The following is a 25,696-nucleotide window of genomic DNA, read 5'->3' as shown; positions in this document are numbered from 1 at the left end:
GGGACCAACTCGCATACCTTCAGGGCTAGTTGGCGCCCTCCTCGGTGATCGGTATCGACTTCGAGAGCGGGGCGGGCGCGGCCGGGGCCTGGCCGTTGACGCCCGAACCGGTGGTCGCCGAGCCGTTCTGGTTCATCGACGACAGGAGCTGGCGCGCCAGGCCGAGGCCCGTGCCGCCCATCGTCAGCGCCTTGGCGAACATCTCCGACATGCCCTCGGCACCGTTCAGGAGCACCATGTGCTCCACATTGCCGAACGCGCCCGCGCCCGCCTCCACGATCTGCGGCCAGTTCTCGGCGAGTTGCTGCGCGACCACGGCCTCCTGGTTCTCCGCCAGGGCCGCCGCACGCGCCTTGATCGCCTCGGCCTCGGCCAGACCCTTGGCCCGCGCCGACTCGGCCTCCGCGAGACCACGGGCCTGCGTCGCCGCAGCCTCGGCCTCACCGGTGGCCCGGGTCGCCGTTGCCGCCGCAAGCCCGCGCGCCTCGGTCGCCTGGGCCTCGGCGGCCGCGGCCGCCTTCACCCGGGCCGCCTCGGCGGCGGAGGCCAGTTCGGTCTCCTTCGCCTTGGCCTGGGCCGCCGAGATCCGCGCGTCGCGCTCGGCCTCGGCCATCGTCCGCTTCTGGTACGCCTGCGCGTCGGCGGGCTTGCGTACGTCCGCCTGGAGCTGCTGCTCGCGGCGGTGGGCCTCAAGCTCCGCGACCCGGGTCTCCTGGACCACGACCTCCTGGCGGGCGGCCGCCTCGGCGAGGGGCCCGGCCTGCTGGGACTTGGCGGCCGCCATGTCCCGCTCGGCCTGATAACCGGCCTGGAGGATCTCGCTGTCCCGGGTCGCCTCCGACATCCGGGCGAACGCCTGCTGCTCGGCCTCGGTGGCCAGCAGATTGGCCTCGGCCTGCGCGATCCGCGCGTCCCGCTGCACCGCTGCGGCGTGCGGCATCGCGAGGTTCTTGATGTAGCCGGTCGGGTCCTCGATCTCGTGGATCTGCAGCGAGTCGACGATCAGACCCAGCTTCTCCATCTCCGTACCGCACGCGGCCCGCGTCTGGCCGGTGAGCTTCTCCCGGTCGCGGATCATGTCCTCGACCGTCAACCCGCCCACGATGGACCGCAGATGGCCCGCGAAGACGTTGTGGACGCGCTCCGACATCATCTTCTGCTGGTCCAGGAAACGCCGTCCGGCGTTGGCGATCGACACGAAGTCGTCGCCCACCTTGAAGATGACGACGCCCCGCACCCGCAGCGGGATGCCCTGATGCGTCACACAGTCCACCGACAGCTCGGTCTCGTTGAGATCGAGCGACAGCTTCCTGACCGCCTGCACTCCCGGCAGTACGAGCGTTCCGCGCCCGGTGACGATCCGGAATCCCATGCCCTCGCCGAGGCCCTCGGTCTTGTGCTTGGAACCGGAGATGATGAGTGCTTCGTTCGGTTCGGCCACCCGCCACATGAGCTTGAACAGGCCGACCAGAACGATGATGGCGACGAGAACGAGCCCCGCCGCGACGCCGATGACCATCGGCATACGCCCCCTTTTGACGTGGTGCCCATCGGCACCGACGAAGGGAGTTTGCTCTTGGCCACGTCATCGGAGAAGACGCTGACGGTTCCTTGTCGCAATCTTGATACCAGCAGGTGACAGCGGTGGGATGGGCCCCGCTCGGCTGATCCGGGGTGGGCTCAACTGTCGTACGCCGACGGGCTGGACCGGCGTACGCGGAGGGGTTCAGCTGTCGTACGCGGGTGTCACGTAGACGGTCCTGGGCGGCAGATATTCGACAACCGTGACCACCGTCCCGGTTTCGATCCGGTCCTTCGCCATGGCCGGATATGCGAGGAAGTGCTCGGCGCCGCCCCGGATGCGCACGATGACCTCGCCGACCAGACCGGGCCCGATGGTGCCGGTCACCCGGCCGAGCAGTCCCACCATGGCGTCGTCCCCCGTGCCGTATTCCATGTCCGACCACCTCCCCTTGGAGTGGAGGGTATATCCGGTTGTGGCCGTATCGACTTCGGCCATCCGCCCGACCCGGGCCCCGGTGCTTCTGGAAAGATGCCGAACGCGATGAGTCAAGCACCCGAGCAGCCCGCCGAACGTCCCGTCCCGACCAGCGCCGATGTCGCGCGACTCGCCGGAGTGTCCCGCGCGACGGTCAGCTACGTGCTCAACAACACCTCGGCCGTACGGATCAGCGAACCCACCCGGGTACGGGTGCGGGAGGCGGCCGAGGAGCTGGGGTATGTGCCGCACGCGGCGGCCCGAAGTCTGCGCGCCGGGCACACCCGGATCGTGCTGCTGCCCAGCGGGCACACCCCCGTCGGACCGCTCTACAGCAGCTTCCTCGATGAACTCCAGTGCGCGCTGCGGCGCCTGGACTACACCGTCGTGCAGTACGCCAGCCTGGGTCTCGGCGCCGACGACGCGGCCCGCGCGTGGGCCGAGCTGCGGCCGGTCGCGGTGATCTCCCCGGGCGAGATCGAACTGACCGCGCAGGGCGTCGAGTTGCTGAAGCGGTCGGGGGCGCGGGCGGTGATAACGCTCGCCCCGCAGCGCGTCGAGGGCACGCACGCGCTGGTGATGGACCAGCGCGAGATCGGCCTGTGCGCGGTCCGCCACCTCCTGGAGCGCGGCCACCGCCGTATTGGCGTGGTCGTCCCCAGTGCCCGCGGCCTTTTCGCCGGGCCCCGTCTGGCGGGCGCGCGCAAGGCCGTCGCCGGGACGGACGCGGTGGTCGAGCCGCTGGAGATGGCGTACGAGGAGGAGTCGGCGGCCCGGCTTGCCCGGCGGTGGCGGGGGCTCGGTCTGGACGCGGTGTTCGCGTACAACGACGAGTACGCGATGCTGCTGCTGCGGGCGCTGCAGGACGCGGGCGTCTCGGTGCCGGGGGAGGCGGCGGTGATCGGCGCGGACGATCTGTTGCTGGGCCGCCTGCTCCGTCCCCGGCTCACCACTGTCCGCGTCGACATGGTGGCGGGCCGCGACCTGGCTTCGCTGGTGGATGGTGTGGTCCGTGACCCGACGGGGGTGGGCGAGCGTCGTGACCTGCTCACGGCGAGTGTGGTGCGGCGGGAGTCGACGTGAGCGTCGGTCCGCAGGTGAAAGGGCGCCCCACCGGGGGAAATCCGCCCCGGCCATGGAGTGGCGCGCCGGGACGCCACCCGTACCCCGCCTAGCGTGAGCAACATGCCCGCACACCCCACCCGCTTCGAGATCCTCCTCGTACCCGCTCACATCGAAACCCGCGGAAACGCGACCGGTGCCGTCCGCTCCGCCGTGGTCGAGGCGACCGGGGAGAGGGGGGAGACGGGGTACCCCCGGTACGCCGGCCATGGACTCGTCGCCGACATCGACCCCCAGACCCGTACCGTCGAGGCCCTGCTCGTCGACGGCGTAGAACTCGACTACGGCCTCACCGCGGTCATCGCCCCCGAGGAGTGACCCAGCGCCACCAGATCCGCCTCGATCAGCGCGGCCGTGGCCCGCAGCGCCGGAAGCAGCGTGCGCAGCATCTGCGACGGCGTGCCGCGCCCCGCGTGCTGCGCCACGTTCACCGCCGCCACCACCCGCCCGTCCGCCCCGTATACGGGGACGGCCAGTGAGCGCAGCCCCTCCTCCAGCTCCTCGGTCACGAGCGCGTGGCCCTCGGCCGCGACCCGCTCCACGATCCGGGCGAGTCCGGCGGCCGAGGTCACCGTGTTCGGGGTGAGCGCGGGCAGCCCGTCGGGCAGTTCGGGTCGTTCCCCGGGCGGCAGACCGGCGAGCAGCACTCGCCCCATCGAGGTCGCGTACGCGGGAAAACGCGTCCCCACCGTGATGTCGATGCTCATGATCCGTACGGTCGGGACGCGCGCCACGTAGCGGATGTCGGCCCCGTCGAGGACCGCCATCGACGCCGACTCGCCGGTACGGGCGACAAGCCGCGCCAGATGCGGCTGCGCCACCTCGGCCGGGCCGAGGCCCGAGAGGCGCGCGCAACCCAGCTCCAGGACGCGGGGGAGGAGACGGAAACGCCTGCCGTCGGCCTGCGTGTAGCCCAGCTGAATGAGCGTCAGGAGCGAGCGGCGGACGGTGGCGCGCGCCAACCCCGTCGACGCGGCGACCTCCGTCAGCGTCAGACCGCCGCCCGTATCCGCGCCCAGCGCGCACAGCACCGCCAGGCCCCGCGCCAGCGACTGGAGGAACCCCGGGCCGAGCTCCCGTTTCAGGTCGAGCGAGGTGTCGTGGCCCCGGCCGGCCACAGCGTCCCGCGTGCGTCGCGCCGCGAGCGCCGCCTCCAGTTCGCCGCGCGCCGCGAGCAGCCCGGGCAGCATGGCCTCTCGCAGTGACGCGAGCGAGTGGCGGCTCGTATGGCTCACCGCGCTCACCGCGCAGGACGTCCGGCCCGCCCCGTCGTGTAGGGGCACCGCCACCGCGATCAGCCCCGGCTCGATGAGCTGGTCCTCGTCCGCCCACTCCAGCGCGTGGTCGGCGAAGAGCGCCCCCGGCGCGCAGCGATCTCCCGGCAGCAGGTCGCCCACGCGGAAGGCGAGGGAGACCGCCCGGCGGCGGGCCTCGCGGTGGACGACGCGGGCGCCGGAGGCGTCGGGCACGGCGACCAGGACCGACTCGTCCAGTGAGTCGGCGAGCCGCCGGGTGAGTGGGCCGAGTGCGGCCGGTATCCCGCTGCCCCGCAGATACGCGCCGGACAGCTCCATCAGGCGCGGCGCGAGCGTCACTTCCCGGCCGTCGGCGTGGACCAGGCCGAGCCGGTCGAGGGTGGCCACCACCCGGTCGACCGTCGCGCGGGCAAGACCCGTGGACCGGACGAGCACGCTCCGGTCCGCGTCGCGCGCGGCCAGCACGCGCAGCACCGCGAGACCGCGTACCAGTGGGCCGACGGGCAGGGTGTCGGACATGGTCCTCCCAGGGCCGTTGACAGCGCGCGGGGGCGGGCAGAGACTCGGCACTGATTGTGAACCAAAGTTCACTGGGCGAACAGAGCCCTTACGCAAACAAGCCGCGCATCACGCGAACAACGCGAGCGGGCCGACGAGCGGGAGAGATTCGATGAGCATCCGGGACGTGTACATCGTCGACGCCGTGCGCACCCCGATCGGCAAGTTCGGCGGCGCCCTCGCCACCGTGCGCCCCGACGACCTCGCCGCGCATGTGGTGAGGGCGCTCGTCGACCGTTCCCCCGAGCTCGACCCGGCCCGCGTCGACGACGTGTACTTCGGCGACGCCAACGGCGCAGGCGAGGACAACCGCGATGTGGCCCGCATGGCCGTCCTGCTCGCCGGGCTGCCGGTCTCGGTCCCCGGCGTCACCGTGAACCGCCTGTGCGGATCGGGTCTGGAGGCCGTCATCCAGGCCGCCCGCGCCATCGCGGTGGGCGACGCGCACATCGCGGTGGCGGGCGGCGTCGAGTCGATGTCCCGCGCCCCCTGGGTGATGCAGAAGCCCGAACGCGGCTTCCCGGCCGGTCACCAGCAGCTCTGGTCGACCACGCTCGGCTGGCGGATGACCAACCCGAAGCTGCCCGCCGAGTGGACGGTGGCGCTCGGCGAGGGCGCCGAACTCATCGCCGAGCGCCACGCGTTGAGCCGTGAGCAGCAGGACGCCTTCGCCCTCGACAGCCACCGCAAGGCTGCCGAGGCTTGGACGAAGGGCTTGTACGACGGCGAGGTCGTCCCGTACGAGGGTGTCGATCTCGTACGCGACGAGTGCATCCGCGAGACGTCCTCGATGGAGGCGCTCGCCAAGCTGAAGCCCGCCTTCCGCAAGGACGGTTCGGTGACCGCGGGCAACTCCTCGCCGCTGAACGACGGCGCCGCTGCCCTGCTTCTCGTCGACGAGGAAGGGCTGCGGGCCACCGGGCGTGAGCCGCTGGCCCGGATCCGTACGTCCGCCGTCACCGGGATCGAGCCGCAGCTGTTCGGGCTCGGACCCGTCGAGGCGGTGCGCACCGCGCTCGCCAAGGCGGGGCGGAGCCTCGCGGACCTGAGCGTGTTCGAGCTCAACGAGGCGTTCGCCGCCCAGTCGTTGGGATGTCTCGCCGAGTGGCCCGAGCTGGACCCGGCCGTGGTCAACCCGCGCGGCGGTGCCATCGCCATCGGCCATCCGCTCGGCGCCTCGGGCGCCCGGCTCGCCGGTGCCGTGGCGCATCAACTCGCCGCCGCTGGCTCGGGCGTGGGTCTCGCAGCCCTCTGCATCGGCGTCGGCCAGGGGCTCGCGCTGGTCCTGGAACGCTGAGCGATCCGGGCCGGGGGCGGGTCCGTCGGCGCGGGCCGCAGGCGGGTACCGTCGGCGACGGCCCAACTGCTCGGAGTGGGCGCCGCGTTCTCGTACGGGTACGACGCGTACCCGTACGACACGAGTGAGACTGGAGACTCCTCATGCCCCTGCTCGACCCCAAGACCTGGCAGTCGCGGACGCTGTCAGGGGGTGAGTACGAGGTCACCGAGCCCGCCACCGGGGAGAGCCTGGGCGCCGTCACGCTCGCCACCGCCGACGACGTCGCGGCCGCCGTCGCCGAGGGCCGCTCGGCACAGCCCGACTGGGCCCGCTCGCCGCACTTCGCCCGCGCCGCCGTGCTGCGCCGGGCCGGGGACCTGTTCGCCGAGCACGCCGACGAGCTGCGCGGCTGGCTCGTACGGGAGTCGGGGTCCATACCCGGCAAGGCCGCCTTCGAGCTGCACGTGGCCGCCCAGGAGTGCTACGAGGCGGCCGCGCTCGCCTCCCGGCCGCTCGGCGAGGTGCTGCCCAGCGAGGAGCCCAGACTCAGCTTCACCCGCAGAGTGCCGGTCGGGGTCGCCGGGGTCATCGCGCCCTTCAACGCCCCGCTGATCCTCTCCATCCGGTCCGTCGCGCCCGCCCTCGCGCTCGGCAACGCCGTGGTGCTCAAGCCCGATCCGCGCACCGCGGTCTGCGGTGGGCTCGCGCTCGCCGCCGTCTTCGCCGAGGCCGGGCTGCCCGAGGGGCTGCTGCATGTGCTGCCGGGCGGCGCCGACGCGGGTCAGGCGCTGGTCGCCGACCCGGGCGTCCCGGTGATCTCCTTCACCGGCTCGACCGCCGCCGGGCGCAAGGTCGGCGAGGCCGCCGGCCGCCTGCTCAAGCGGGTCCATCTGGAGCTCGGCGGGAACTCCGCGCTGGTGGTCCTGGAGGACGCCGACATCGAGGCCGCCGTCGCGCAGGCGTCCTGGGGCTCGTTCTTCCACCAGGGTCAGATCTGCATGACGACCGGCCGCCACCTCGTGCATGCCTCGCTGTACGAGGAGTACGTGGAGCGGCTCGGCACGCGGGCCGACGCGCTGGGGGTGGGCGACCCTCATCGCGAGCAGGTCCACCTCGGGCCGCTCATCGACCGGGGTCAACTCGACAAGGTGCATGGGCTGGTGTCGTCGAGCACGGCGCGGGGTGCGCGGCTGGTGGCGGGCGGGACGCATCGCGAGCTGTTCTATCGGCCGACCGTCCTCGCCGATGTGGACGACCAGACTCCGGCGTACGCGGAGGAGGTGTTCGGGCCGGTTGCGCCCGTGCGGGCGTTCCGGACGCTGGATGAGGCGGCGTCTCTGGCCGCGTCCGGGCCGTACGGGCTTTCGCTTGGCATCGTCACCCGGGATGCGGCGCTCGGGCTGTCGCTCGCGGACCGTATTCCGACAGGGATCGCCCATATCAATGACCAGACGGTCAACGATGAGGCCGTTGCGCCCTTTGGGGGTGTTGCCGCGTCTGGCACCGGGGCGCGGTTTGGTGGCTCTGCCAACCTGGAGGCGTTTACTGAGCTTCGGTGGACCACGGTGCGGCGGGAGGCTGCGGGGCATCCGTTCTAGTTTGGGCGCGGACCGTGCTGGGCTGGTCGCGCAGTTCCCCGCGCCCCTGAGCGGGTCGTGGTCTCCCGGGACAGAATCCGGCATCCCATCCCTGTGGATCAGGTGTTCGGATCGGTCTCTATGCTTGCGCGGTGCACTCGGTCCTCTCCGGATTTCTGCCCATCTGGGCGCTCACCGCCTGCGGCTGGGGCGCCGGGCGCCTCAATGTGCTCGGCGACCAGGCGCAGCACGTCCTCGGGCGGTTCGCGTTCACCTTCGCGATGCCGTCGCTGCTGTTCCTCACCATGTCGCGGTCGCACCCCGGCGAGCTCGCCCGGCCGGGTGTGGCCGTGTTCGCGCTCAGCCTTGTCGCGGTCTTCGCGGCCGGACTGCTGGTCAGCCGATGGATGTTCCGCCGCAAGCGGGGCGAGCAGGCGATAGGCGCGATGGCCGCGTCGTATGTGAACTCGGCGAACCTCGGCATCCCGGTCGCCGTGAACGTGCTGCACGACACCTCGTTCATCGTCGCCGCCGCGCTCTTCCAGATGCTGTTCATCACGCCGCTGATCCTGGTCCTGATCGAGCTGGACGTGCGGCGCGCGGCCCGCGAGCGCTGGACGCGCATCCTCCAACTGCCGCTGCGCAACCCGGTGATCGGGGCGTCGGCCGCCGGGCTCACGATCGCGGGGTTCGGGCTGCGGCTGCCCGCCGAGGTGGTCTCTCCGCTGCAGATCCTCGGCGGCGCCGCCGTGCCCTCCGCGCTGTTCGCGCTCGGCATGTCGCTGAACGCCCGCGCCCGGCCCGACGCCGACGGCCGGACCGAGCGGATGATCCTGGTGGGGCTGAAGGTCGCGGCCCAGCCGCTGCTCGCCTACGTACTGGGGCGCTGGCTGTTCGGGCTCGACGGGCACGCCCTGTTCGCGGTAGTGCTGTGCGCGGGGCTGCCGACGGCCCAGAACGCCTTCATCTTCGCGTCCGAGTACTCCCTGGACACCGAGCTGCCCAGGGACACCGTGCTGCTCTCGACCCTGCTGTCGATGGTGTCCCTGTCGCTCATCGCGTGGCAGCTCGGCTGAGGCCGGGCAGAGCCGGACCGCTGAAAAGCCTCAGCTGGACTTGTTCGCCTCCGCCACCGACTTGCGGACCTCGTCCATGTCGAGCGCCCGCGCCTGGCGGATGACGTCCTCAAGCGCGGCCTCGGGCAGCGCGCCGGGCTGGGAGAAGATCGCCACGTTCTCGCGGACGATCATCAGCGTGGGGATCGAGCGGATCTCGAACGCGGCCGCGAGCTCCTGCTGCGCCTCGGTGTCCACCTTGGCGAAGACCAGGTCCTCGTGGCGCCCGGAGGCCGCCTCGTAGACCGGGCCGAACTGCCGGCACGGGCCGCACCAGGAGGCCCAGAAGTCGATCAGGACGAAGTCGTTGTCCGACACGACCTCGTCGAAGTTCTCCTTGGTCAGCTCCACAGTTGCCATCAGGTACTCCCTCTCTCCGGCCTCACCATGAAGCCGCCTCGCACAACGGCGTCCGCCGCCGTCGTATTCCGTGCGCTTGTCGCTGCCACACGGCTGCCCCTGTGGCTCTCTCGTACACCCGCCACCACAATGTCGGCATGACGGAAGCCTTGGAGTACGACGTAGTGGTGCTGGGCGGCGGACCGGTCGGCGAGGTCCTCGCGGACCGGGTGCGGGCGGCGGGGCTGAGCGCCGCCGTGGTGGAGAGCGAACTGCTCGGCGGCGAGTGCTCGTACTGGGCGTGCATCCCCAGCAAGGCGCTGCTGCGGCCGGTGCTCGCCCGTGCGGACGCCCGCAAGGTGCCGGGCCTGCAGAGGTATGTGGGCGGGGACCTCGACACCCGGGCGGTCCTGGCCCACCGCGACGAGTACGTCGGGCACTGGAAGGACGACGGCCAGGTGCGCTGGCTCGACGGGATCGGCGCCGACCTCTTCCGGGGACACGGGCGGCTGTACGGCACCCGGAAAGTCAGTGTCACCAGCCCCGAGGGCGAGCACCACGTCCTCACCGCCCGGCACGCGGTCGCCGTCTGCACCGGCACCCGGGCGGTGATCCCCGATCTGCCGGGAGCCGCCGAGGCCAGGCCCTGGACCAGCCGGGACGCCACCAGCGCCCAGCAGGTGCCGGACCGGCTCGTGGTGGTCGGCGGGGGAGTCGTCGGCGTCGAGATGGCCACCGCCTGGCGCGCGCTCGGGGCCGAGGTCACCGTTCTGGTGCGGGGCGGCGGGCTGCTGCCGAGGATGGAGCCGTTCGCGGGCGAGCTGGTCGCCGAGGCGCTGACGGAGGCGGGCGCGACCGTCCGTACGCACGTGTCGGTCGCCGAGGTCGTACGCAACGGCGGCAGCGGCCCGGTCACGGTCGTGCTCGACGACGGCGAGCGGATCGAGGCCGACGAGCTCCTGTTCGCCACCGGCCGCGCCCCGCGCACCGACGACATCGGCCTGGACACCATCGGCCTGGAGCACGGCTCGTGGCTGCCCGTCGACGAGTCCTGCCGGGTCGCGGGCAGCGAGTGGCTGTACGCGGTCGGGGACGTCAACCACCGGGCGCTGCTGACCCACCAGGGCAAGTACCAGGCCCGGATCGCGGGCGCCGCGATCGCCGCGCGGGCGGCCCGGGTCCCGCTTCTGGAGACGGACGCCTGGGGCGCCCACTCGGCGACCGCCGACCACGCGGCCGTCCCGCAGGTCGTCTTCACCGACCCCGAGGCGGCCGCCGTCGGCCTCAGCCTCGCCGAGGCCGAGGCGGCCGGACACCGGGTGCGGGCCGTCGACTACGACATCAGCGGCGTCGCGGGCGCGGGCCTGTACGCCGACGGCTACCAGGGCCGGGCCCGGATGGTCGTGGACCTGGACCGCGAGGTGCTGCTCGGCGTCACCTTCGTCGGCCCGGGCGTCGGCGAGCTGATCCACTCCGCGACGATCGCGGTGGCCGGCGAGGTCCCGATCAGCCGCCTCTGGCACGCGGTACCGGCCTTCCCGACGATCAGCGAGGTATGGCTGCGCCTCCTTGAGACATATCGGGACCGGTGACGACTCACCGCTCGTCGAAGACCAGGTTCTCCGGCGGCTCCGTCATCCGTACGGTCTGATCGGTGACCTCCACGACGCTGGACAGGGTGGTGAACTGGCCCTTCGACACGATGAGCACGCGGTCCGCGCGTTGGTCCAGGAACGCCCGGAACCCGGCGAGCGAGGGGTCTCCGGCGCCGAGCACCAGATAGTCCGCGAGGCGCCGGAACAGCTTCGGCAGGACGACCGCGCTGTCGGTGAGCGACGCGAGGCCGTCGATCTTCGCGCCGGTGGCCGTCAGATCCACCGGCCACAGCCCCTTCGCCTCCGTCCGGGCCTCCTGGACGGCGGTGGTCATCGCCGCGCGCAGCTCGACGTACAGCTTGGTGTAGTACGTCGGGTAGGCGAGGCCGTCCGTCAACTGGGCGAGATTCGCGGTCTGTTGGAGCAGTGCCGCGTCCACGAAGTGCGGCTGTCCGCTAGGGCCGGGGGCCGCGCCCCGGCCCGCCAGGGCCACACAGCGGCCGTGCAGGTCGGCACCCCGGGTCAGGATGTAGCCCGGTACCTGGGCGGGCTCGGACACCGTGACCGTGCCGTGCGCGTCGCGCTCGACATGGGTGAAACCCAGCCACGTGGTGAGCGCGTCCGCCGCCTGGTCCGGGAACGGCGGCGGCTGGTGCAGTTCGCGGCCGTGCGCCGGGATGTAGTGCGTCTCCAGCGAGTCGATCCCGTCGAGCCGCAGCTGCGCCCCGCCGGTGGCGTTGCGCTGGACGCGGTGGGGTCCGGGCACGAGGTCCCACTGGGTGGGGTCGGCCGGGTGGAAGCGGACGGAGTCGCCGTCCGGGCGGGCACCGGTCACCCGGTACGTACCTTCGATCACGAGCATTCCCACGACGGCCTCCTCATCGTGCGCACCGGGCCCGCCCAGCATCCTGCGCCGGGGCGCGGCGGGCGCTCGCTCGTCACGAGACTTACGGTCGGCTGAGCCGCCGCGCGTATCCCGGTGTACGGCGTCGCGCGTACGGTCTGTCCGCCCGGGTGGCGATGAGTAATACTCTTCTCATGACTTCGCACATTACGAGCAGGGGTGGCGAGGCGGTGCGCGTCCGGCGCGCGGTCGCGCGGGACGCCAAGCGGCTGACCCGGCTCGTACGGTCGTCGCGCGCCTACGAGGGCCCGTACGCCGACATGGTCGCGGGCTATCGGGTGGGCCCCGACTACATCGAGGCGCACGAGGTGTACGTGGCGGTCGGCGCCGACGAGCGGGTGCTCGGCTTCTACTCCCTGCTGCTGGTCCCGTCGGAGCTCGACCTCATGTTCGTCGCCGACGACGCGCAGGGGCTCGGCATCGGGCGCCTGCTCATCGCCCATATGACGGACCGGGCGCGCGCGGCCGGGCTCGACCGGGTCCGGGTGATCTCGCACCCGCCCGCCGAGGGCTTCTACCGCAGCGTGGGCGCGATCCGCACCGGCACGGCCCGGGCGAACCCGCCGGCCGTCAGGTGGGACCGGCCGGAGCTGGAGTTCTCGATTCCGTAAGGGGTCCGGCAGGGGCCCGCGACCGTACGGAGTGCGACGGGCCCCTGCGCGCGTACCGCATGTGTCGCTATGAGGCGGGCACCCCGACTTGCGACCATGCGCTGAGGACGGCCTTCGTCTCGTTGCCGTCGCCGTAGAGGCTGCGGGCGGTGGCGACAGTCAGGCGGGCGAAGCCGGCGAAGTCGGCGTCGGTCGCCAGGTCGCCGCCGGTCAGGGTCGAGTACCAGATCTTCCCGGCCTTCTCCCACGCGTTGCCGCCCAGGGCCGAGGCCACCAGGTAGAAGGCGTGGTTGGGGATGCCGGAGTTGATGTGCACACCGCCGTTGTCGCGGCTGGTGTGCACGAAGTCGGCCATGACGGCCGGCTGCGGGTCCTTGCCGAGCTGCGGGTCGTCGTACGCCGTGCCCGGCGCCTTCATCGACCGCAGCGCGGTGCCGTGGATGGTGGGGCCGAGCAGCCCGGCGCCGATGAGCCAGTCGGCCTGGTCGGCGGTCTGGCCCAGCGAGTACTGCTTGATGAGGCAGCCGAAGACGTCGGAGACCGACTCGTTGAGCGCGCCGGACTGCCCGAAGTACTCCAGGTTCGCGGTGTACTGCGTGACGCCGTGGGTGAGTTCGTGCCCGATGACGTCGACCGAGACGGTGAAGTCGCCGAAGAGAGTGCCGTCGCCGTCGCCGAACACCATCTGCTCGCCGTTCCAGAAGGCGTTGTCGTACTTCTCGCCGTAGTGGACGGTGGCGTTCAGCGGCAGCCCGGAGTCGTCGATGGAGTGCCGGCCGTACGCCTTGAGATACAACTCGAACGTGGCACCGAGCCCGGTGTGCGCCCGGTTGACGGTCGCGTCCTTGGACGGCGTGTCGCTCTCGGAGTGGACCTTGGTGCCGGGCAGCGTCTGCTGGTGCCCGGCGTCGTAGATCGTGCGGTTGGGCGTGTCGGAGGGGGTACCGGTGGGGGCGGCCACGCCGCGCACGGTGGTGATCCTGCGCTGGGTGCGCAGCATCGCGTCGTGCTCCAGAGTGCGGCGGGCCGGCTCGTAGTGGGCGGGGTCCTCGGACTGGGCGAGCTTGTCGAGGACATGGGGCGGGATGATCGTGCAGAACACGGTGTTGTTCTCCATCGGAGCAATGTGGCACAGCGTCACCGCGACGGTGATACGTGTTGCCAGGTTGGCCGGAAATGGGTGGCGGATTCGGAGCGCCCGGTTCTACGGTCCGCCAACACGCGCGCCGGAGCGCGCCGTTGCTCCGGCAGGGTCGGCGGACCCGGTCGTCACTCCGCTCAGAGCCAGCCGTTGCGGCGGAACCCCCGGTAGATGGCGTAGCAGGCCAGCGTCATCACCGCGAGCGAGATCGGGTACCCGTAACGCCAGTGCAGTTCCGGCATGTTGTCGAAGTTCATGCCGTAGATGCCGCACACCATCGTCGGTACGGCGACGATGGCCGCCCACGCCGTGATCTTGCGCATGTCCTCGTTCTGAGCCACCGTCACCTGGGCGAGGTGCGCCTGGAGGATCGAGTCGAGCAGCGCGTCGATGGAGACGATCTGCTCGTTGACCCGGGTGAGGTGGTCGGCGACGTCGCGGAAGTACGGCTGGATGTCCGCGTCGACGGGCGGCAGGGGCCGGGTGGCGAGGTCGTTCAGGGGCCGCTGGAGCGGGGTCACCGCCCGCTTGAACTCCAGGAGTTCCCGCTTGAGCTGGTAGATCCGGCCCGCGTCGCCGCGCCCGGAGGTGTCGCTGAAGACGGCGGTCTCGACGGCGTCGATGTCGTCTTGCATGGCGTCGATGACCAGGAGGTAGTCGTCCACGACATGGTCCGCTATCGCGTGCAGCACGGCGGCCGGGCCCTTGGCCAGCTGCTCGGGGGTATTCTCCAGGGCCTCGCGGAGCGGGCCGAGCGAGCCGTGCTTGCCGTGGCGGACGGTGACCACGAAGTCGGGCCCCGCGAAGACCATGAGCTCACCGGTCTCGACGACCTCGCTGGTGGCGGTCAGCTCCTCGTGCTCGACATAGCCGACGGTCTTGAACACCGCGAAGAGCACGTCGTCGTACGGCTGGACCTGCGGGCGCTGATGGGCGCGGACCGCGTCCTCGACGGCCAGCGGGTGCAGCTCGAAGAGCTCGGCGATCCCGGCGAACTCCTCGGCGCTCGGCTCGTGCAGCCCCACCCACACGAAACCCTCCTTGGCCCGGCGCACCCGGCGCACGGCCTCGTCCACCGGACAGTCGCCGGGCTGGCGCACCCCGTCCCGGTAGACCACGCAGTTCACCACCGCGCTGCCGAGCGGCGAGCGGGCGGGGTGGCTGAGGTCCACCGTGCGGCGGTACGCGCGGCGTACGGCCCTGCGGAGGTTGCGGATCATCGGCACGGCTGAGCTCTCCTTCGGCGGATCGGCGGCCAGTGTGCCATGCGTGTCTGAAGGGACGGTGAGGACCCGGGGTGCGGACGCCGGACGGGGGCGTCCGGCGCGTGGGAGGCTGCCCTCCGGCGCCCCGGCGGGCATAGGTTGAGCGCCATGAGCAATCTCGATCGTCAAGCCACACTGTCGGTGTGCGGCGGCCGCGGCTTCGTCGTCGCCGAGCCGGTACGAGAGCTGTTGTCGCCGCGTACCGTCAAGCTCGGCGAGTCCACCGAGGTCCGCCGGCTGCTGCCGAACCTCGGCCGCCGTATGGTCGGCGCCTGGGCCTTCGTCGATCACTACGGCCCGGACGACATCGCCGACGAGCCCGGTATGCAGGTGCCGCCGCATCCCCACATGGGGCTGCAGACGGTGAGCTGGCTGCACGAGGGCGAGGTGCTGCACCGCGACAGCCTCGGCAGCCTGCAGACCGTTCGCCCCCGCGAACTGGGCCTGATGACCTCGGGGCGGGCGATCAGCCACTCCGAGGAGAGCCCCAAGCCGCACGCCCGCTTCCTGCACGGTGCCCAGCTCTGGGTCGCCCTGCCCGACGCCCACCGCCACACCGAGCCGCACTTCCAGCACCACGCCGATCTGCCCGTCGTCACCGCGCCCGGCCTGACCGCCACGGTGATCCTCGGCGAACTCGACGGCGCGGCGTCGCCAGGCACCACCTACACCCCGCTGGTCGGCGCCGACCTGACCCTCGCCGCCGGAACCGAGACGGCGCTGCCGCTCGACCCCGACTTCGAGTACGCGGTCCTGTCGATGTCCGGCGAGGCCCATGTGGACGGCGTCCCGGTGCTGCCCGGCTCGATGCTCTACCTCGGCTGCGGCCGCACCGAACTCCCGCTGCGCGCCGCCTCCGACGCTGGCCTGATGCTGCTCGGCGGGGAGCCGTTCGAGGAGGAGATCGTGATGTGGTGGAACTACATCGCGCGTTCGCAGGCGGAAATCGAGGAGGCGCGGGCGGCCTGGATGGAGGGATCGCTCTTCGGTGAGGTGAAGGGCTACGCCGGGGAGCGGCTGGCGGCGCCGGAACTGCCGCCGGTGCCGTTGAAGCCGCGCGGTCGGGTGCGCTGACCTGGGGTTTTATGTCCGGCACATATCCCTGGCCGGGGTGTCGGACGGGGTCAGTCGCGCGGCGAGCGCACGCAAGCCGCGGTATGCGGCGGTACGGACTGCCCCGGGGCGTTTGTGCAGGATGCGTCCGGCCGTGGACGCGTCAAGGCCGATGACCACGCGCAGCAGTACCGCTTGTGCCTGGTCCGGGGGGAGTTCGGCGAGCATGTGCAGGGCCTGGGCGGTCGACATGCGTTCGGCGGCGTCGGCCGGAGTGTCGTCGGCCGCCTGCCGGTCGGGCAGCAGATGGTGCGGTTGCGGCGTTGTCGGATTTCTGCGGCGCAGGTGATCGACGGCACGATAGCGTGCGATCGCGGTGGTCCAGCTGAGAAAGCTGCTGCGGTCGGTACGGAAGGTGTGCAGATCGGCCACGATGCGAGCCCAGGTCTCCGACGCGACGTCGTCGGCGTCGTTCTCACCGACCAGGGAGCGCAGATAGTTGAGCAGGCGGGGGGCGGTCGCACGGTAGAGGGCGCGGAATGCCTCCTCGTCGCAGTGCTGGGCGCGGATCACGAGCTCGCGGATGCGGATCTCGCGTACCGGTTCGAGCGCGGGTAACTCCCTGCCACCGGCCGCAGCTTCAGTCATCGGCCGACGAGGTTCTGGTGCTGCACGTGGCGCGCCCGTACGGACCGTGCGCGGTGGAGCCGGTGAGTTCACGACCGTCGAGGGAGATCGAGCAGGCGGCGTCGCCGCCCGCGGAGCCGAGCACGACGGTGAGCGTGTACGCGGTACCGGTCGACCGTACGGTCTTCTTCCAGGGCAGGGAGGCGTGTCGCGCCACGCCGGCCGCGGCCTTGGCGCCGGTGCTGTAGCCGACGTCCGCGGTGCCGGACCCGCCGACCTGGAAGGCGATCCGATGACTGGGTGGACCGGGCGCGGGTTGGTGGCGCGAACTGCTGCATCCGGTGAGGGACAGAGCGGTGACGGCGGTGATCGTGACGACTGCGCGGCCTGCTCGTCTGGTGGTCGCTTCGTGCATTCTCGTCCCCGTTTCTCCCCATCGAGAATCACAAGTAACTACTGTGAGACCACAAGTGCTTACAGCTCCAGGTCAGGTGTTCGCTAGCCGACCTGTTCCTGTCCGAAGCGTCGGACCGGGTTCAAATCAGGCTGTTCCAGGGCGACACGCCGGTGCCTTTGCCGAAGCTTTTCTCACGCCGTCGCCCGGCGTGGCGTAGCGCTCCGTCACCGCGGCGCGCCAGGGGGGTATCTGGGGCACGGGGTGGAGAGGGACGGTTCTGATGCAGGTCAGAGCGGTGGTGTGACACTTTCGGGCCCTGTCACGGATCTAGGGGCGGCTGCGTCGTACGGACGCGCTCCTTGATGCTGGAGGTTCGTGATGGGTCGGCTGCATCGATGGTCCGCACGCGTTGCGGCGGTGGCGTTGGTCGCCACCGGCCTGCCTGCGGCATCGGCGGGCATGGCGTCCGCGCACGAGGCGAAGCACAGGGTGCACACGCAGCCGAAAGGGGACGGGGGCTGGAAGGGGACCCGGGCGCCGAAGCCGTCGCCGTTCTCCTGGACACCGCCCGCCGGGCGCGGCACACACCTGGTGAAGACCGATCCGCATGCCAAGCGGGTCAAGGAGCTGACGGGGCGGCGTACGGCCGATGCCGGCTTCTTCCAGATGTCCGACGGCAGCGTGCAGGAGGAGGTCTCGGCCGTCCCGGTGCACTACCGGGACAAGAAGGGCGTCTGGCGGGACATCGACGTGGCGGTCCAACCGCTCGCGCATGACGGATACACCGCGGGCAGCCTCGGCAACGCCTTCCGGACGTACTTCTCGTCGAACGCCTCCCGTGTGGTGCGGATCGAGCAGGGCAGCGGATCCGTACAACTGGGCGCGGACGGTGCGACGCTGTCGAAGCCGGAGGTCTCGGGCAACCGAGTGACGTATCCGGGCGCGTATCCGGGTGCGGATCTCAGCTATCGGACCGGCCCTTCCGGGGTGAAGGAGTCGATCGTCCTGGCGAAGCCGCCGACGGCCGGCGAGTCGTTCGCGTTCTCGCTGAAGGTCACCGGGTTCACGCCCCGGCAACTCGCGGACGGCGCGATCGCCTTCTACGGCGGCGAGGCGGACACACCGGCGTTCACCATTCCGGCGCCCTACATGTCCGATGCCGAGGCCGACGTGAACTCCCCGTACGGCAAGGCGTATTCGAGCGAGGTCAAGCAGACGATGGCGTGGGACGCCCGAGCGGGCGTCCTGCGTCTGTCGCTCACCCCGGACGCCGCCTGGCTGGCCGACCCGCACCGCCGTTACCCCGTGACCATCGACCCGACGATCCTGGTCGCGCCCACGCCGTCGCAGGCGGCGAACGTGATGATCCTGGCGGACGGGGCGTCGACGAACTACGCGAACTCCTCACGGCTGTCGGTGGGTACGACGACCACCGGCGCCGCCCGCACGTTGATCAGATTCCCGATGCCGTCGGTGCCGGCCGGCACCACGATCACATCGGCCGACCTGAAGCTGTACTACGACCAGACGTTCACCACCGGCTCCCACAACGTGCCGATGCAGGTGCTCGCCGCCGACGCGGCGTGGAACCCGGCCACCGCCACCTGGAACAACGCCCGTTCCATCGGCGGCCCGGTGGCGGGCACGGCCTCAACGGAGGCCAACGCCCTCGGCGTGTGGAACGACTTCCCGGTCACCTCCACCGTGCAGGACTGGCTGGGCGGGGCGTCGGCGAACAACGGCTTCGTCCTCAAGGCCGCCGACGAGGGCACCCTGGGCCAGGGCGGACCCCGCTACGAGGGTTCGGTCTACGCGTACGGCGGTGAGGCCGTCAACTACCCGAAACTCGTGATCACTTACGGAGTGCCGGGCGTGTCGCTGAACCGGCCGTCGGTGATCCACTCGACCGGTGCGGAGCTGTCCTGGCCCGCTTACACCAACACCACCGGCGACTCGGGCAACGACCTCGCCGGCTACGAGGTGCATCGCGGCATCCACCAGACCTTCACCCCGTCCGCCTCGACCGAGATCGCCCCCGTCAAGCCCGGTACGACCGGCTTCGCCGACTCGGCCGCGGTGCCGACGGCGGCCGACAACCCGGACCCGTACGGCAACGCCTACTACTACATGGTCGTGGTCAGGACCAAGTCCGGGGCGCTCATCCCCGGGCCCACGCAGCTGGTACGGCTGCCGAAGGCCGGCCGTACCACGCTGGTCGTCCCGGCCCAGTCGGCGGCGACGCTGTCCTCCGCGAAGCCGGGCACGGTGCTGGGCACCCTGGACAACTCGGGTACCGCGGAGCCATGGCTGGAGGTCGGCGACAGCTCCGGCACCTATGGCGCGGCGCGTTCGGTGCTCAACTTCTCCGCGCTGTCCGCGGTGCCCGCCGGTTCGACCGTCCTGGACGCGCATCTGAAACTGTGGCAGGAGAGCACCACCACCGCCACCTCGGGCGCGGCCTATGAACTGCACGCGCTGACCCGGCCGTTCACCGGCGCCCAGGCCACCTGGAACAGCGCCGCGACAGCGACGGCGTGGACCAAGCCGGGCGGTGACTTCACCGCGGCCGCCGCCGGCACCGTCTCCGGCCTGACCAACGACCCGCACCGGCAGACCCTCGACGCCACCTCGATCGTGCAGGGCTGGATCAACTCCCCGAGCACGAACGACGGCCTGCTGGTGAAGCTGGCCGACGAGTCGGCGGGTGCACCGCAGGAGCGGACGGTCTTCGCCGGGCCGAACACCGCCGAGCCGGGTCTGGCACCGGCCCTGGTGGTGACCTACCTCGACAGGTCCACCGAATCGACGTACTACGCGCCCGCCACCCCGTCCGCCATCGCCCCCGGTACCACCTACAGCGTCCCGGTGACGGTCAACAACACCACCGGCTCCCCGTGGACGGCCGCCGACGAGGTCCTGACCTACCACTGGACGCTGCCGGACGGCACCGACGTCACCACCGCGGACAACCAGCTGCGGACCGGACTGCCCGCCGACCTCGCCCCCGGCGACACCGTCACACTCAACGCCCAGGTCACTCCGCCGAAGGTGTCGGACGGCAACCAGGACGAGGGTGTGACGCTGGCGTGGGACATGTACGACAGCTCCACCGGCACCTATCTGTCCACCGGCTCCGGCGCCGCCTCGCCGATGAGGCGCACCGCGGCCACAAGCGCGGCCGTGGGCACGACCGCGTCGGGTATCGGTTCGCTCAAGCAACAGGTCAGTGTCGACCCGAGCGGCAACAACCAGCTGGGGTTGGAGAAGTTCTACGCGTACGCGACGACGCCGACGGGCTCGGGCTCCGCGCTCTACTCCAACGAGGCGTCCGGGAACACGGTGTGGAGCGACGATCTGTTCGGCAACCCGTCGGTCGGCTTCGACACCACACTGCGGCTGTCCTACAACTCGATGTCCACGATGGACACCACCACGGGGTTCGGCTGGAGCGTCCAGGCCTCCGCGCCGGTGCGGTTGGGGCAGGCCCTGCAGTTCCATCCGCCCACCAAGCCCACCTCGATGGTGATGGTGGACGGCACCGGCAACGCCCACCAGTGGACCTTGACCACGGACACGACCACACACATCACCACGGGGACGCCGCCGCCGGGTGTGCACCTGCTCCTCCAGGGCACGGCCTGCAAGCCGCAGGACACCAACGCCCGGGCATGGCGGATGACCCGGCCGGACCGCACGACCTACTACTTCGACTGTGAGGGCTATCCGACCGCGCAGGTCGACGCGAACGGAAACGAGGCCGACTTCTCCTACACCGCCCGGCAGTCGCAGAACCAGCCGGAGGAGTTCCTCGACCACATCTCCGACCCGCTGCACAACCAGACGCTGACGTTGGCCTACTACAACAAGGGCGACGACTTCTCGTACATCGACTCGACCGGCGCGCTGGTCAGCGGCACGAACCTGACCGATCCGGCGATCATCGACCACGTCAGGTCGATCACCGACGTCTCCGGGCGGACCGTCGACTTCTACTACACCGGCCAGGGCCTGCTCGGCCGGTTCGTGGACGGTGCCGGGTCTGGCGTCGCCAAGACGTTCAACTTCACCTACGACGCCACCCAGGGCATGAAGAACGTCAAGCTGGTGGCGGTCCAGGACCCGCGCGGGAACAGCACGAAGCTCGCCTACTACCCGAATTCCTCGTCGACCAAGTGGTGGACCCAGACCGTCACCGACCGCGACGGCTACGCCACCGGCTTCGCCTACGCACAACCGGGCACGGTGTCCGGGGCGGCCACTTCCTCGACGGTCACCGACCCCAACGGCGGCAAGTGGGTTCACGAGACCGACTCGGCGGGTCGGCCGATCCAGGAAGTCGCCCCGGCTCCCACGGCGGGTGCCCAGGTCCGGACCACCACCCTCAAGTGGGACGACGACAACAACGTCACCGACCTCACCGAGGACAACGGTGCGCACAACGAGTGGAGTTACGACCAGAACACCGGCTACCCCACCTCGTACAAGGACGCGCTCGCGGTCAAGAACGGCACCGCCGCCACCACCTACACCTACGCCACCACCGACAGCGCCGACCCGGCCCTGTCCGGCCACATCGCGTTCCTGACCGACAGGACCTCCCCGCAAGGCCGGCGCACCCACTACACCTACTATCCGCTCAGTCCCGGTGACGCCGGCTATGTCGCCACCGCCGGGTACGCCGGCAATCTGGAGACCGTCCAGGCCCCCGGTGGGACCGCCGCGAACGCCCCGGTCAACTCCTACCTCACCACCTATACCTACGACATCTACGGGCAGCTCGCGTCCGTCAAGGACGCCAACGGGCACACGAGCTTCTACGTCAACAGCCACACCCTGCCCGACTCCAGCACCCAGTTCCCCGAACCCACCGGGCAACCCGATTCCGTCACCGACGCCGCGGGCAACACCACCACGTTCAGCTACGGGTCGCGCGGTGAGGTCAAGTCGACCACCGACCCCCTGGGGCACACCGCCACCGCCGACTACGACGTGTTCCTGCGGCAATTGGGCTCGCGGATACCCAAGGACACGGCGTCCGGCACGGCGATCACCTACCCGGCGCCCGTGTACGACGGCGACAACGACGTCCTTCAGTCCACCTCGGCCACCGGTGGGGTGACCACGCACGTCTACGACGCCGACGGACGCGTCACCTCGACGACGCTGCCGCCGGACGGCTCGCCGCTGAATCCGCCCCGCACCATCACCTACGGCTACGACAAGGTCGGCAACAAGACCACCACAGTCTCGCCGTTGGGCAATGTGCCCGGCGGGACGCAGGCGAACTACACCACGACGGTCGGCTACGACGCGGAGAACCAGGCGACCTCGGTCACCGACGCGCTGAAGCAGCCGACCGTCATCGGCTTCGACGACGTCGGCAACAAGACGTCCGTCACCGATCCCGCGGGCAACCTGACGACGTTCGCATTCGACCAGGACCATCGCCCGACGGGCACCACCGACGCGCAGAAATACACCACCTCGATCGGGTACGACCTGGACGGGTTGAAGACCTCGACGACCGATCAGAACGGCAGCACCGACAACTACACGCTCGACCCCGACGGCCAGGTCACCCAGGTCGCCGTGCTGCACGCCTCGAACGGCTCGACCAGCTTCGCCTACAACACCACGCAGTACACCTACGACCAGGTCGGCAACAACACCAGCGTGGTCTCGCCGCAGGGCGTCGTCTCCGCCGCGAACGGGGTGGCCGGGGCCTACACCGCCTACACCCAGTACGACGCGGACAACCGGGTGTCCAGGAAACTCGGCGCGATCCTGCCGGGCGACGCCAACTACGGCGCCGCCGAGCAGCCGGTGACCGACTACAGCTACACCCCGGACGGCAAGCTGAGCACCCTGACGCGGACGACGGTGACGCCGTATCCGGGAACGAACGCCCAGCCGACCACGTCCATCGCGACGACGTCGTACGCGTACTTCGACAACGGCTGGACGCGCAGCATCACCGACCCGTTCGGCATCCGGACGGCCTATGACTACGACACGTCGGGCCGGCAGGTCAGCCGGACCCTCACCCCGGCGGAGAACACCACGCAGCGCAAGATGTCGTGGTCGTACTTCCCGGACGGCAGCACCCAGTCCTTCACCGACACCGGGGTGGGGGCCGGCTGGCAGGACCAGGTGATCACCTCGACCGGGCCCAACGCCCAGAACACACTGAACTGGACCCAGGCCGACAGTGGTTACCAGGGGGAGAAGTACTTCGTCAGCAAGAACACCAGCAACCCGGTGACCTGGAACTTCACCGTTCCACAGCAGGGCACGTACTCCATCAAGGTGTTCGTGCCGAACAACAGCTCCCTGAACGGCGTGAAGTCCGCGAGCTACACGGTGAACTACAACGGTACGCCCGTGAAGAGCGACATCACGGTGACCCAGAGCAGCAACCAGGGCACGTGGGTGACGCTCGGCACCGACTTCTCGTTCGGTGCCGCCGGTACCACGGGCAGCGTCGTGCTCACCCCGCTGGGCGAATCGGTGGTCGCCGCCGACGCGGTGGAACTGGTCCGCAACACCGACGAGTCGCAGCCGAACCCCACCTGGTTCACCTACGACTACGACGCGGACGGCAACACGGTGGGCATCACCGACATCTCCCCGAACGCCGCGTTCAGCAACTACACCAAGACGTACGACCACCTGGACCGGCTCAAGCAGGTGCAGGAGACATCCGGCTCCACGGTCGTACACACCATCGGCTACGACTACGACGCCGACAGCAATGTGACCGGTCAGACCACCGACGCCCGGATCGACTCCTACACCTATGACCCGCTGAACCGGCTCAAGCAGGTCATCAACCAGCAGTCCCTCTCCGACCCGGGGCTGACCACCGGCTACACCTACACCCCGGTCGGTGAGCGGGCCACCCAGACCAAGCCGAACGGCAACAAGGTCAGCTACGGCTACAACCTGGACGGAACCCTGCGTTCCAGCTCCGAGGTCACCGGCTCCGGCACGACCGTCGACACGCACCAACTGGCCTATGACGCGAACAACAACATCGTCTCCGATCAACTGACGCTGCAACGCGGCAGCGGAGCCCCGCCGCTCAACCGGACGGTGAACCGCACCTACAGCCCCAACAACCAGGTCACCGGCGTGACCAACGACCCCGACGGAAAGTTCAACCAGAGCTACACCTACGACAGCGCGGGCAACATCGTCGACGAGACGGCCAACGGCGGTCCCCAGACCTTCTACACCTATGACCGCGGGCGGCTGATCCAGTCAGACACGAGCGGCGCCTATCAGTACGACACGCTGGGCCGGCTCACCGAGATCGCCAACGGCAACTTCACCGGCTATGTCGGGACCGCGGCCCAGAAGAACGTCTACGACGGCTACGACAACATCCTGTCGTCGTCCTCGACGAGGACCGACCCCAAGACCAACACCCCCACGACCAACACCACCCAGTACGCGTACGACTCGATGAACCGGGCGACGAGCGAGACGCTCAACGCGGGCTCGGCGACCGCGCAGACCTCGAAGTTCGACTACCTCGGCACCAGCAACGTCGTCCTGGACGAGCACGGCACGGGGTACATCGCCGCCGACAAGGTCTACAACTACTCACCGACCGGCGAGCGGTTGGAGATGACCAACACCTACACCGCCGGCGGTCCGGGCGCCACCACGGACAACTACTACACATACAACTCGCACGGCGATGTGGAGGCGCTGACCGACACCTCCGGGTCGGCGAACGCCACGTACGGCTACACCGCCTATGGCTCCGACGCCGATACCGGGGACGGCAACACCCCCGACTCCGGCCCCGATCAGCCCACCACACCGCCGACGCCCACGGCGACGCTGCCGTTCAACGCCTACCGGTTCAACGCGGCCCGCGTCGACGTGTCGAGCAGCAACCTGAACATGGGTGCCCGTTCCTACGACCCGAACATCAACCGCTTCCTCACCCGGGACACCTTCAACGGTGCCGGTGCGGACGCGGGGGTCTCCGCGCTCGGCAGCCCGTACGGCTTCGCGGGCGGCAACCCGATCAGCAACGTCGAGATGAACGGGCACGGCTGGAAGACCTGGCTGGGTGTCGGCCTGGTCGTCGCCGCCGTGACCGGCGCCGTCGTCTGCACGGTGGCGACCGTCGGCGGATGCCTGGTCGCCATCGGCACGGCCGCGGCCGAGGGCGCCGCGTTCGGCGCCGAGGCCTCGGTGGGCGCGGCCGCGGTCGCCTCGATCGCCGAGGGCGTCGGCGCCACCGCCGCCGTCCTGGGCGCCGAAGACGCGGCCGTCACGGTCGGTGCCGGTGCTCTGGCGGCCGGGACGACCGCCGTTGTGGAGGAGTCGGTGGCCGCCGACGTCGGGGCGGTCGAAGCCTCCGCCTCGTCGGCCGCGGCCGACGAGCAGGCCGCGGCGGCAGCGGACGAGATCCCCGCCGGCGTCTACCGCGGCGCACCCAAGGGCCGGCCTGCGTACTACAAGGACGGGCCGATCGTCAGCCTGAACCGGTTCCGGATGGCGATGGGGCGCGCGGGGCTGATCGACGACGTCGACAAGTACGAGCTCCAGTACGACCCGGAGTACACGACGTCCGACGGCAGGCCGGCGTTCGGGGACAGCCCGATGACGATCAATCCGAAGACCCTGCGGTACGCCCCGGTGCGCGGCGAGAGCGGGCGGCCCATCATCCGCTTCGCGAACCTCGGGCTGCAGAGCGTGCAGGAGTCGGTGACCACCTTCTACCATGAGGTTTACCATCAGGAGATCATCGCTGCGACCAAGGGCGCCGAGAAGGGCCTGGAGGACGAAGCGGAAGCATATGGGCAAGCCATGTGGGAGAAGTTGAAGTCCCGGTTCTAGGG

Annotated in this window: 18 protein-coding genes; 9 read left to right on the top strand and 9 right to left on the bottom strand. The window is 70.4% G+C overall.

Features of this window, described 5'->3' with window-relative positions; translation table 11 throughout:
* Window positions 1–25: 25 nt before the first annotated feature.
* Both ACT1U9_RS01870 and ACT1U9_RS01865 read right to left on the bottom strand, forming a co-directional pair.
* Window positions 26–1,525: a flotillin family protein gene (locus ACT1U9_RS01870; RefSeq protein WP_444536597.1), complete on the bottom strand. Its 1,500-nt coding sequence runs from the start codon at window positions 1,523–1,525 to the stop codon at window positions 26–28.
* 201 nt (window positions 1,526–1,726) lie between these two features.
* Window positions 1,727–1,930, bottom strand: coding sequence for a hypothetical protein (locus tag ACT1U9_RS01865; RefSeq protein WP_188272798.1), 204 nt, complete (start codon window positions 1,928–1,930; stop codon window positions 1,727–1,729).
* Window positions 1,931–2,065: 135 nt separating this feature from the next.
* Here ACT1U9_RS01865 and ACT1U9_RS01860 point away from each other — a divergent pair, with 135 nt between their 5' ends.
* Window positions 2,066–3,082, top strand: a complete 1,017-nt coding sequence (locus ACT1U9_RS01860) for a LacI family DNA-binding transcriptional regulator (RefSeq protein WP_444536596.1) — start codon at window positions 2,066–2,068, stop codon at window positions 3,080–3,082.
* 102 nt (window positions 3,083–3,184) lie between these two features.
* Window positions 3,185–3,439 carry a hypothetical protein gene (locus ACT1U9_RS01855; RefSeq protein ID WP_444536595.1) on the top strand — a complete coding sequence of 85 codons (255 nt, stop codon included), beginning with the start codon at window positions 3,185–3,187 and terminating at the stop codon, window positions 3,437–3,439.
* Here ACT1U9_RS01855 and ACT1U9_RS01850 read toward each other — a convergent pair.
* Window positions 3,403–4,896, bottom strand: a complete 1,494-nt coding sequence (locus ACT1U9_RS01850; RefSeq protein ID WP_444536594.1) for an IclR family transcriptional regulator domain-containing protein — start codon at window positions 4,894–4,896, stop codon at window positions 3,403–3,405. The genes ACT1U9_RS01855 and ACT1U9_RS01850 overlap by 37 nt on opposite strands.
* A gap of 151 nt (window positions 4,897–5,047) precedes the next feature.
* Between ACT1U9_RS01850 and ACT1U9_RS01845 the strand changes: the two genes are divergently transcribed.
* The 3 genes from ACT1U9_RS01845 to ACT1U9_RS01835 all read left to right on the top strand — a co-directional run bounded on the left by ACT1U9_RS01845 (window position 5,048) and on the right by ACT1U9_RS01835 (window position 8,867).
* Entirely contained in the window at window positions 5,048–6,232 is a 1,185-nt protein-coding gene (locus ACT1U9_RS01845) for a thiolase family protein (RefSeq protein WP_444536593.1), read from the top strand.
* 143 nt (window positions 6,233–6,375) lie between these two features.
* Complete coding sequence (locus tag ACT1U9_RS01840) at window positions 6,376–7,812, top strand: benzaldehyde dehydrogenase (RefSeq protein WP_444536592.1); 1,437 nt, start codon at window positions 6,376–6,378, stop codon at window positions 7,810–7,812.
* 131 nt (window positions 7,813–7,943) lie between these two features.
* Window positions 7,944–8,867 carry an AEC family transporter gene (locus ACT1U9_RS01835; protein WP_444536591.1) on the top strand — a complete coding sequence of 308 codons (924 nt, stop codon included), beginning with the start codon at window positions 7,944–7,946 and terminating at the stop codon, window positions 8,865–8,867.
* Between the two features lie 30 nt (window positions 8,868–8,897).
* On the opposite strand, the gene trxA is transcribed toward ACT1U9_RS01835, so the two are convergent.
* Window positions 8,898–9,266 carry a thioredoxin gene (gene trxA / locus ACT1U9_RS01830; RefSeq protein ID WP_444536590.1) on the bottom strand — a complete coding sequence of 123 codons (369 nt, stop codon included), beginning with the start codon at window positions 9,264–9,266 and terminating at the stop codon, window positions 8,898–8,900.
* 137 nt (window positions 9,267–9,403) lie between these two features.
* Here trxA and ACT1U9_RS01825 point away from each other — a divergent pair, with 137 nt between their 5' ends.
* On the top strand, window positions 9,404–10,837 hold the full coding sequence (locus ACT1U9_RS01825; protein ID WP_444536589.1) for a dihydrolipoyl dehydrogenase family protein: 1,434 nt from the start codon (window positions 9,404–9,406) through the stop codon (window positions 10,835–10,837).
* Between the two features lie 4 nt (window positions 10,838–10,841).
* Here the strand turns inward: ACT1U9_RS01825 and ACT1U9_RS01820 are convergent, their stop codons facing one another.
* On the bottom strand, window positions 10,842–11,702 hold the full coding sequence (locus tag ACT1U9_RS01820; RefSeq protein WP_444536588.1) for a nuclease: 861 nt from the start codon (window positions 11,700–11,702) through the stop codon (window positions 10,842–10,844).
* A 176-nt stretch (window positions 11,703–11,878) separates the two neighbouring features.
* Here ACT1U9_RS01820 and ACT1U9_RS01815 point away from each other — a divergent pair, with 176 nt between their 5' ends.
* Window positions 11,879–12,355, top strand: a complete 477-nt coding sequence (locus ACT1U9_RS01815; protein WP_444536587.1) for a GNAT family N-acetyltransferase — start codon at window positions 11,879–11,881, stop codon at window positions 12,353–12,355.
* A 67-nt stretch (window positions 12,356–12,422) separates the two neighbouring features.
* Here ACT1U9_RS01815 and ACT1U9_RS01810 read toward each other — a convergent pair whose 3' ends face one another.
* Together ACT1U9_RS01810 and ACT1U9_RS01805 are read right to left on the bottom strand one after the other, a co-directional pair.
* Window positions 12,423–13,472, bottom strand: a complete 1,050-nt coding sequence (locus ACT1U9_RS01810) for a M4 family metallopeptidase (protein WP_444536586.1) — start codon at window positions 13,470–13,472, stop codon at window positions 12,423–12,425.
* Between the two features lie 161 nt (window positions 13,473–13,633).
* Complete coding sequence (locus ACT1U9_RS01805) at window positions 13,634–14,716, bottom strand: magnesium and cobalt transport protein CorA (protein ID WP_444538981.1); 1,083 nt, start codon at window positions 14,714–14,716, stop codon at window positions 13,634–13,636.
* A gap of 153 nt (window positions 14,717–14,869) precedes the next feature.
* Here ACT1U9_RS01805 and ACT1U9_RS01800 point away from each other — a divergent pair, with 153 nt between their 5' ends.
* A complete protein-coding gene (locus ACT1U9_RS01800) occupies window positions 14,870–15,835 on the top strand; it encodes a pirin family protein (RefSeq protein WP_444536585.1) in 966 nt (321 codons plus the stop codon).
* A gap of 9 nt (window positions 15,836–15,844) precedes the next feature.
* Here ACT1U9_RS01800 and ACT1U9_RS01795 read toward each other — a convergent pair whose 3' ends face one another.
* On the bottom strand, window positions 15,845–16,462 hold the full coding sequence (locus ACT1U9_RS01795; RefSeq protein ID WP_444536584.1) for an RNA polymerase sigma factor: 618 nt from the start codon (window positions 16,460–16,462) through the stop codon (window positions 15,845–15,847).
* Complete coding sequence (locus tag ACT1U9_RS01790; RefSeq protein WP_444536583.1) at window positions 16,455–16,856, bottom strand: hypothetical protein; 402 nt, start codon at window positions 16,854–16,856, stop codon at window positions 16,455–16,457. Before ACT1U9_RS01790 ends, ACT1U9_RS01795 begins: the two co-directional genes overlap by 8 nt.
* 399 nt (window positions 16,857–17,255) lie before the next feature.
* Here ACT1U9_RS01790 and ACT1U9_RS01785 point away from each other — a divergent pair, with 399 nt between their 5' ends.
* Complete coding sequence (locus tag ACT1U9_RS01785) at window positions 17,256–25,694, top strand: DNRLRE domain-containing protein (RefSeq protein WP_444536582.1); 8,439 nt, start codon at window positions 17,256–17,258, stop codon at window positions 25,692–25,694.
* The last annotated feature ends 2 nt before the right edge of the window (window positions 25,695–25,696 follow it).

The sequence above is a fragment of the Streptomyces sp. BR1 genome (assembly GCF_052373795.1).
Lineage (GTDB): Bacteria > Actinomycetota > Actinomycetes > Streptomycetales > Streptomycetaceae > Streptomyces.
The sequence above is the reverse complement of the archived record's forward strand: the minus strand, read 5'-3'. Positions and strand labels throughout refer to the sequence as shown.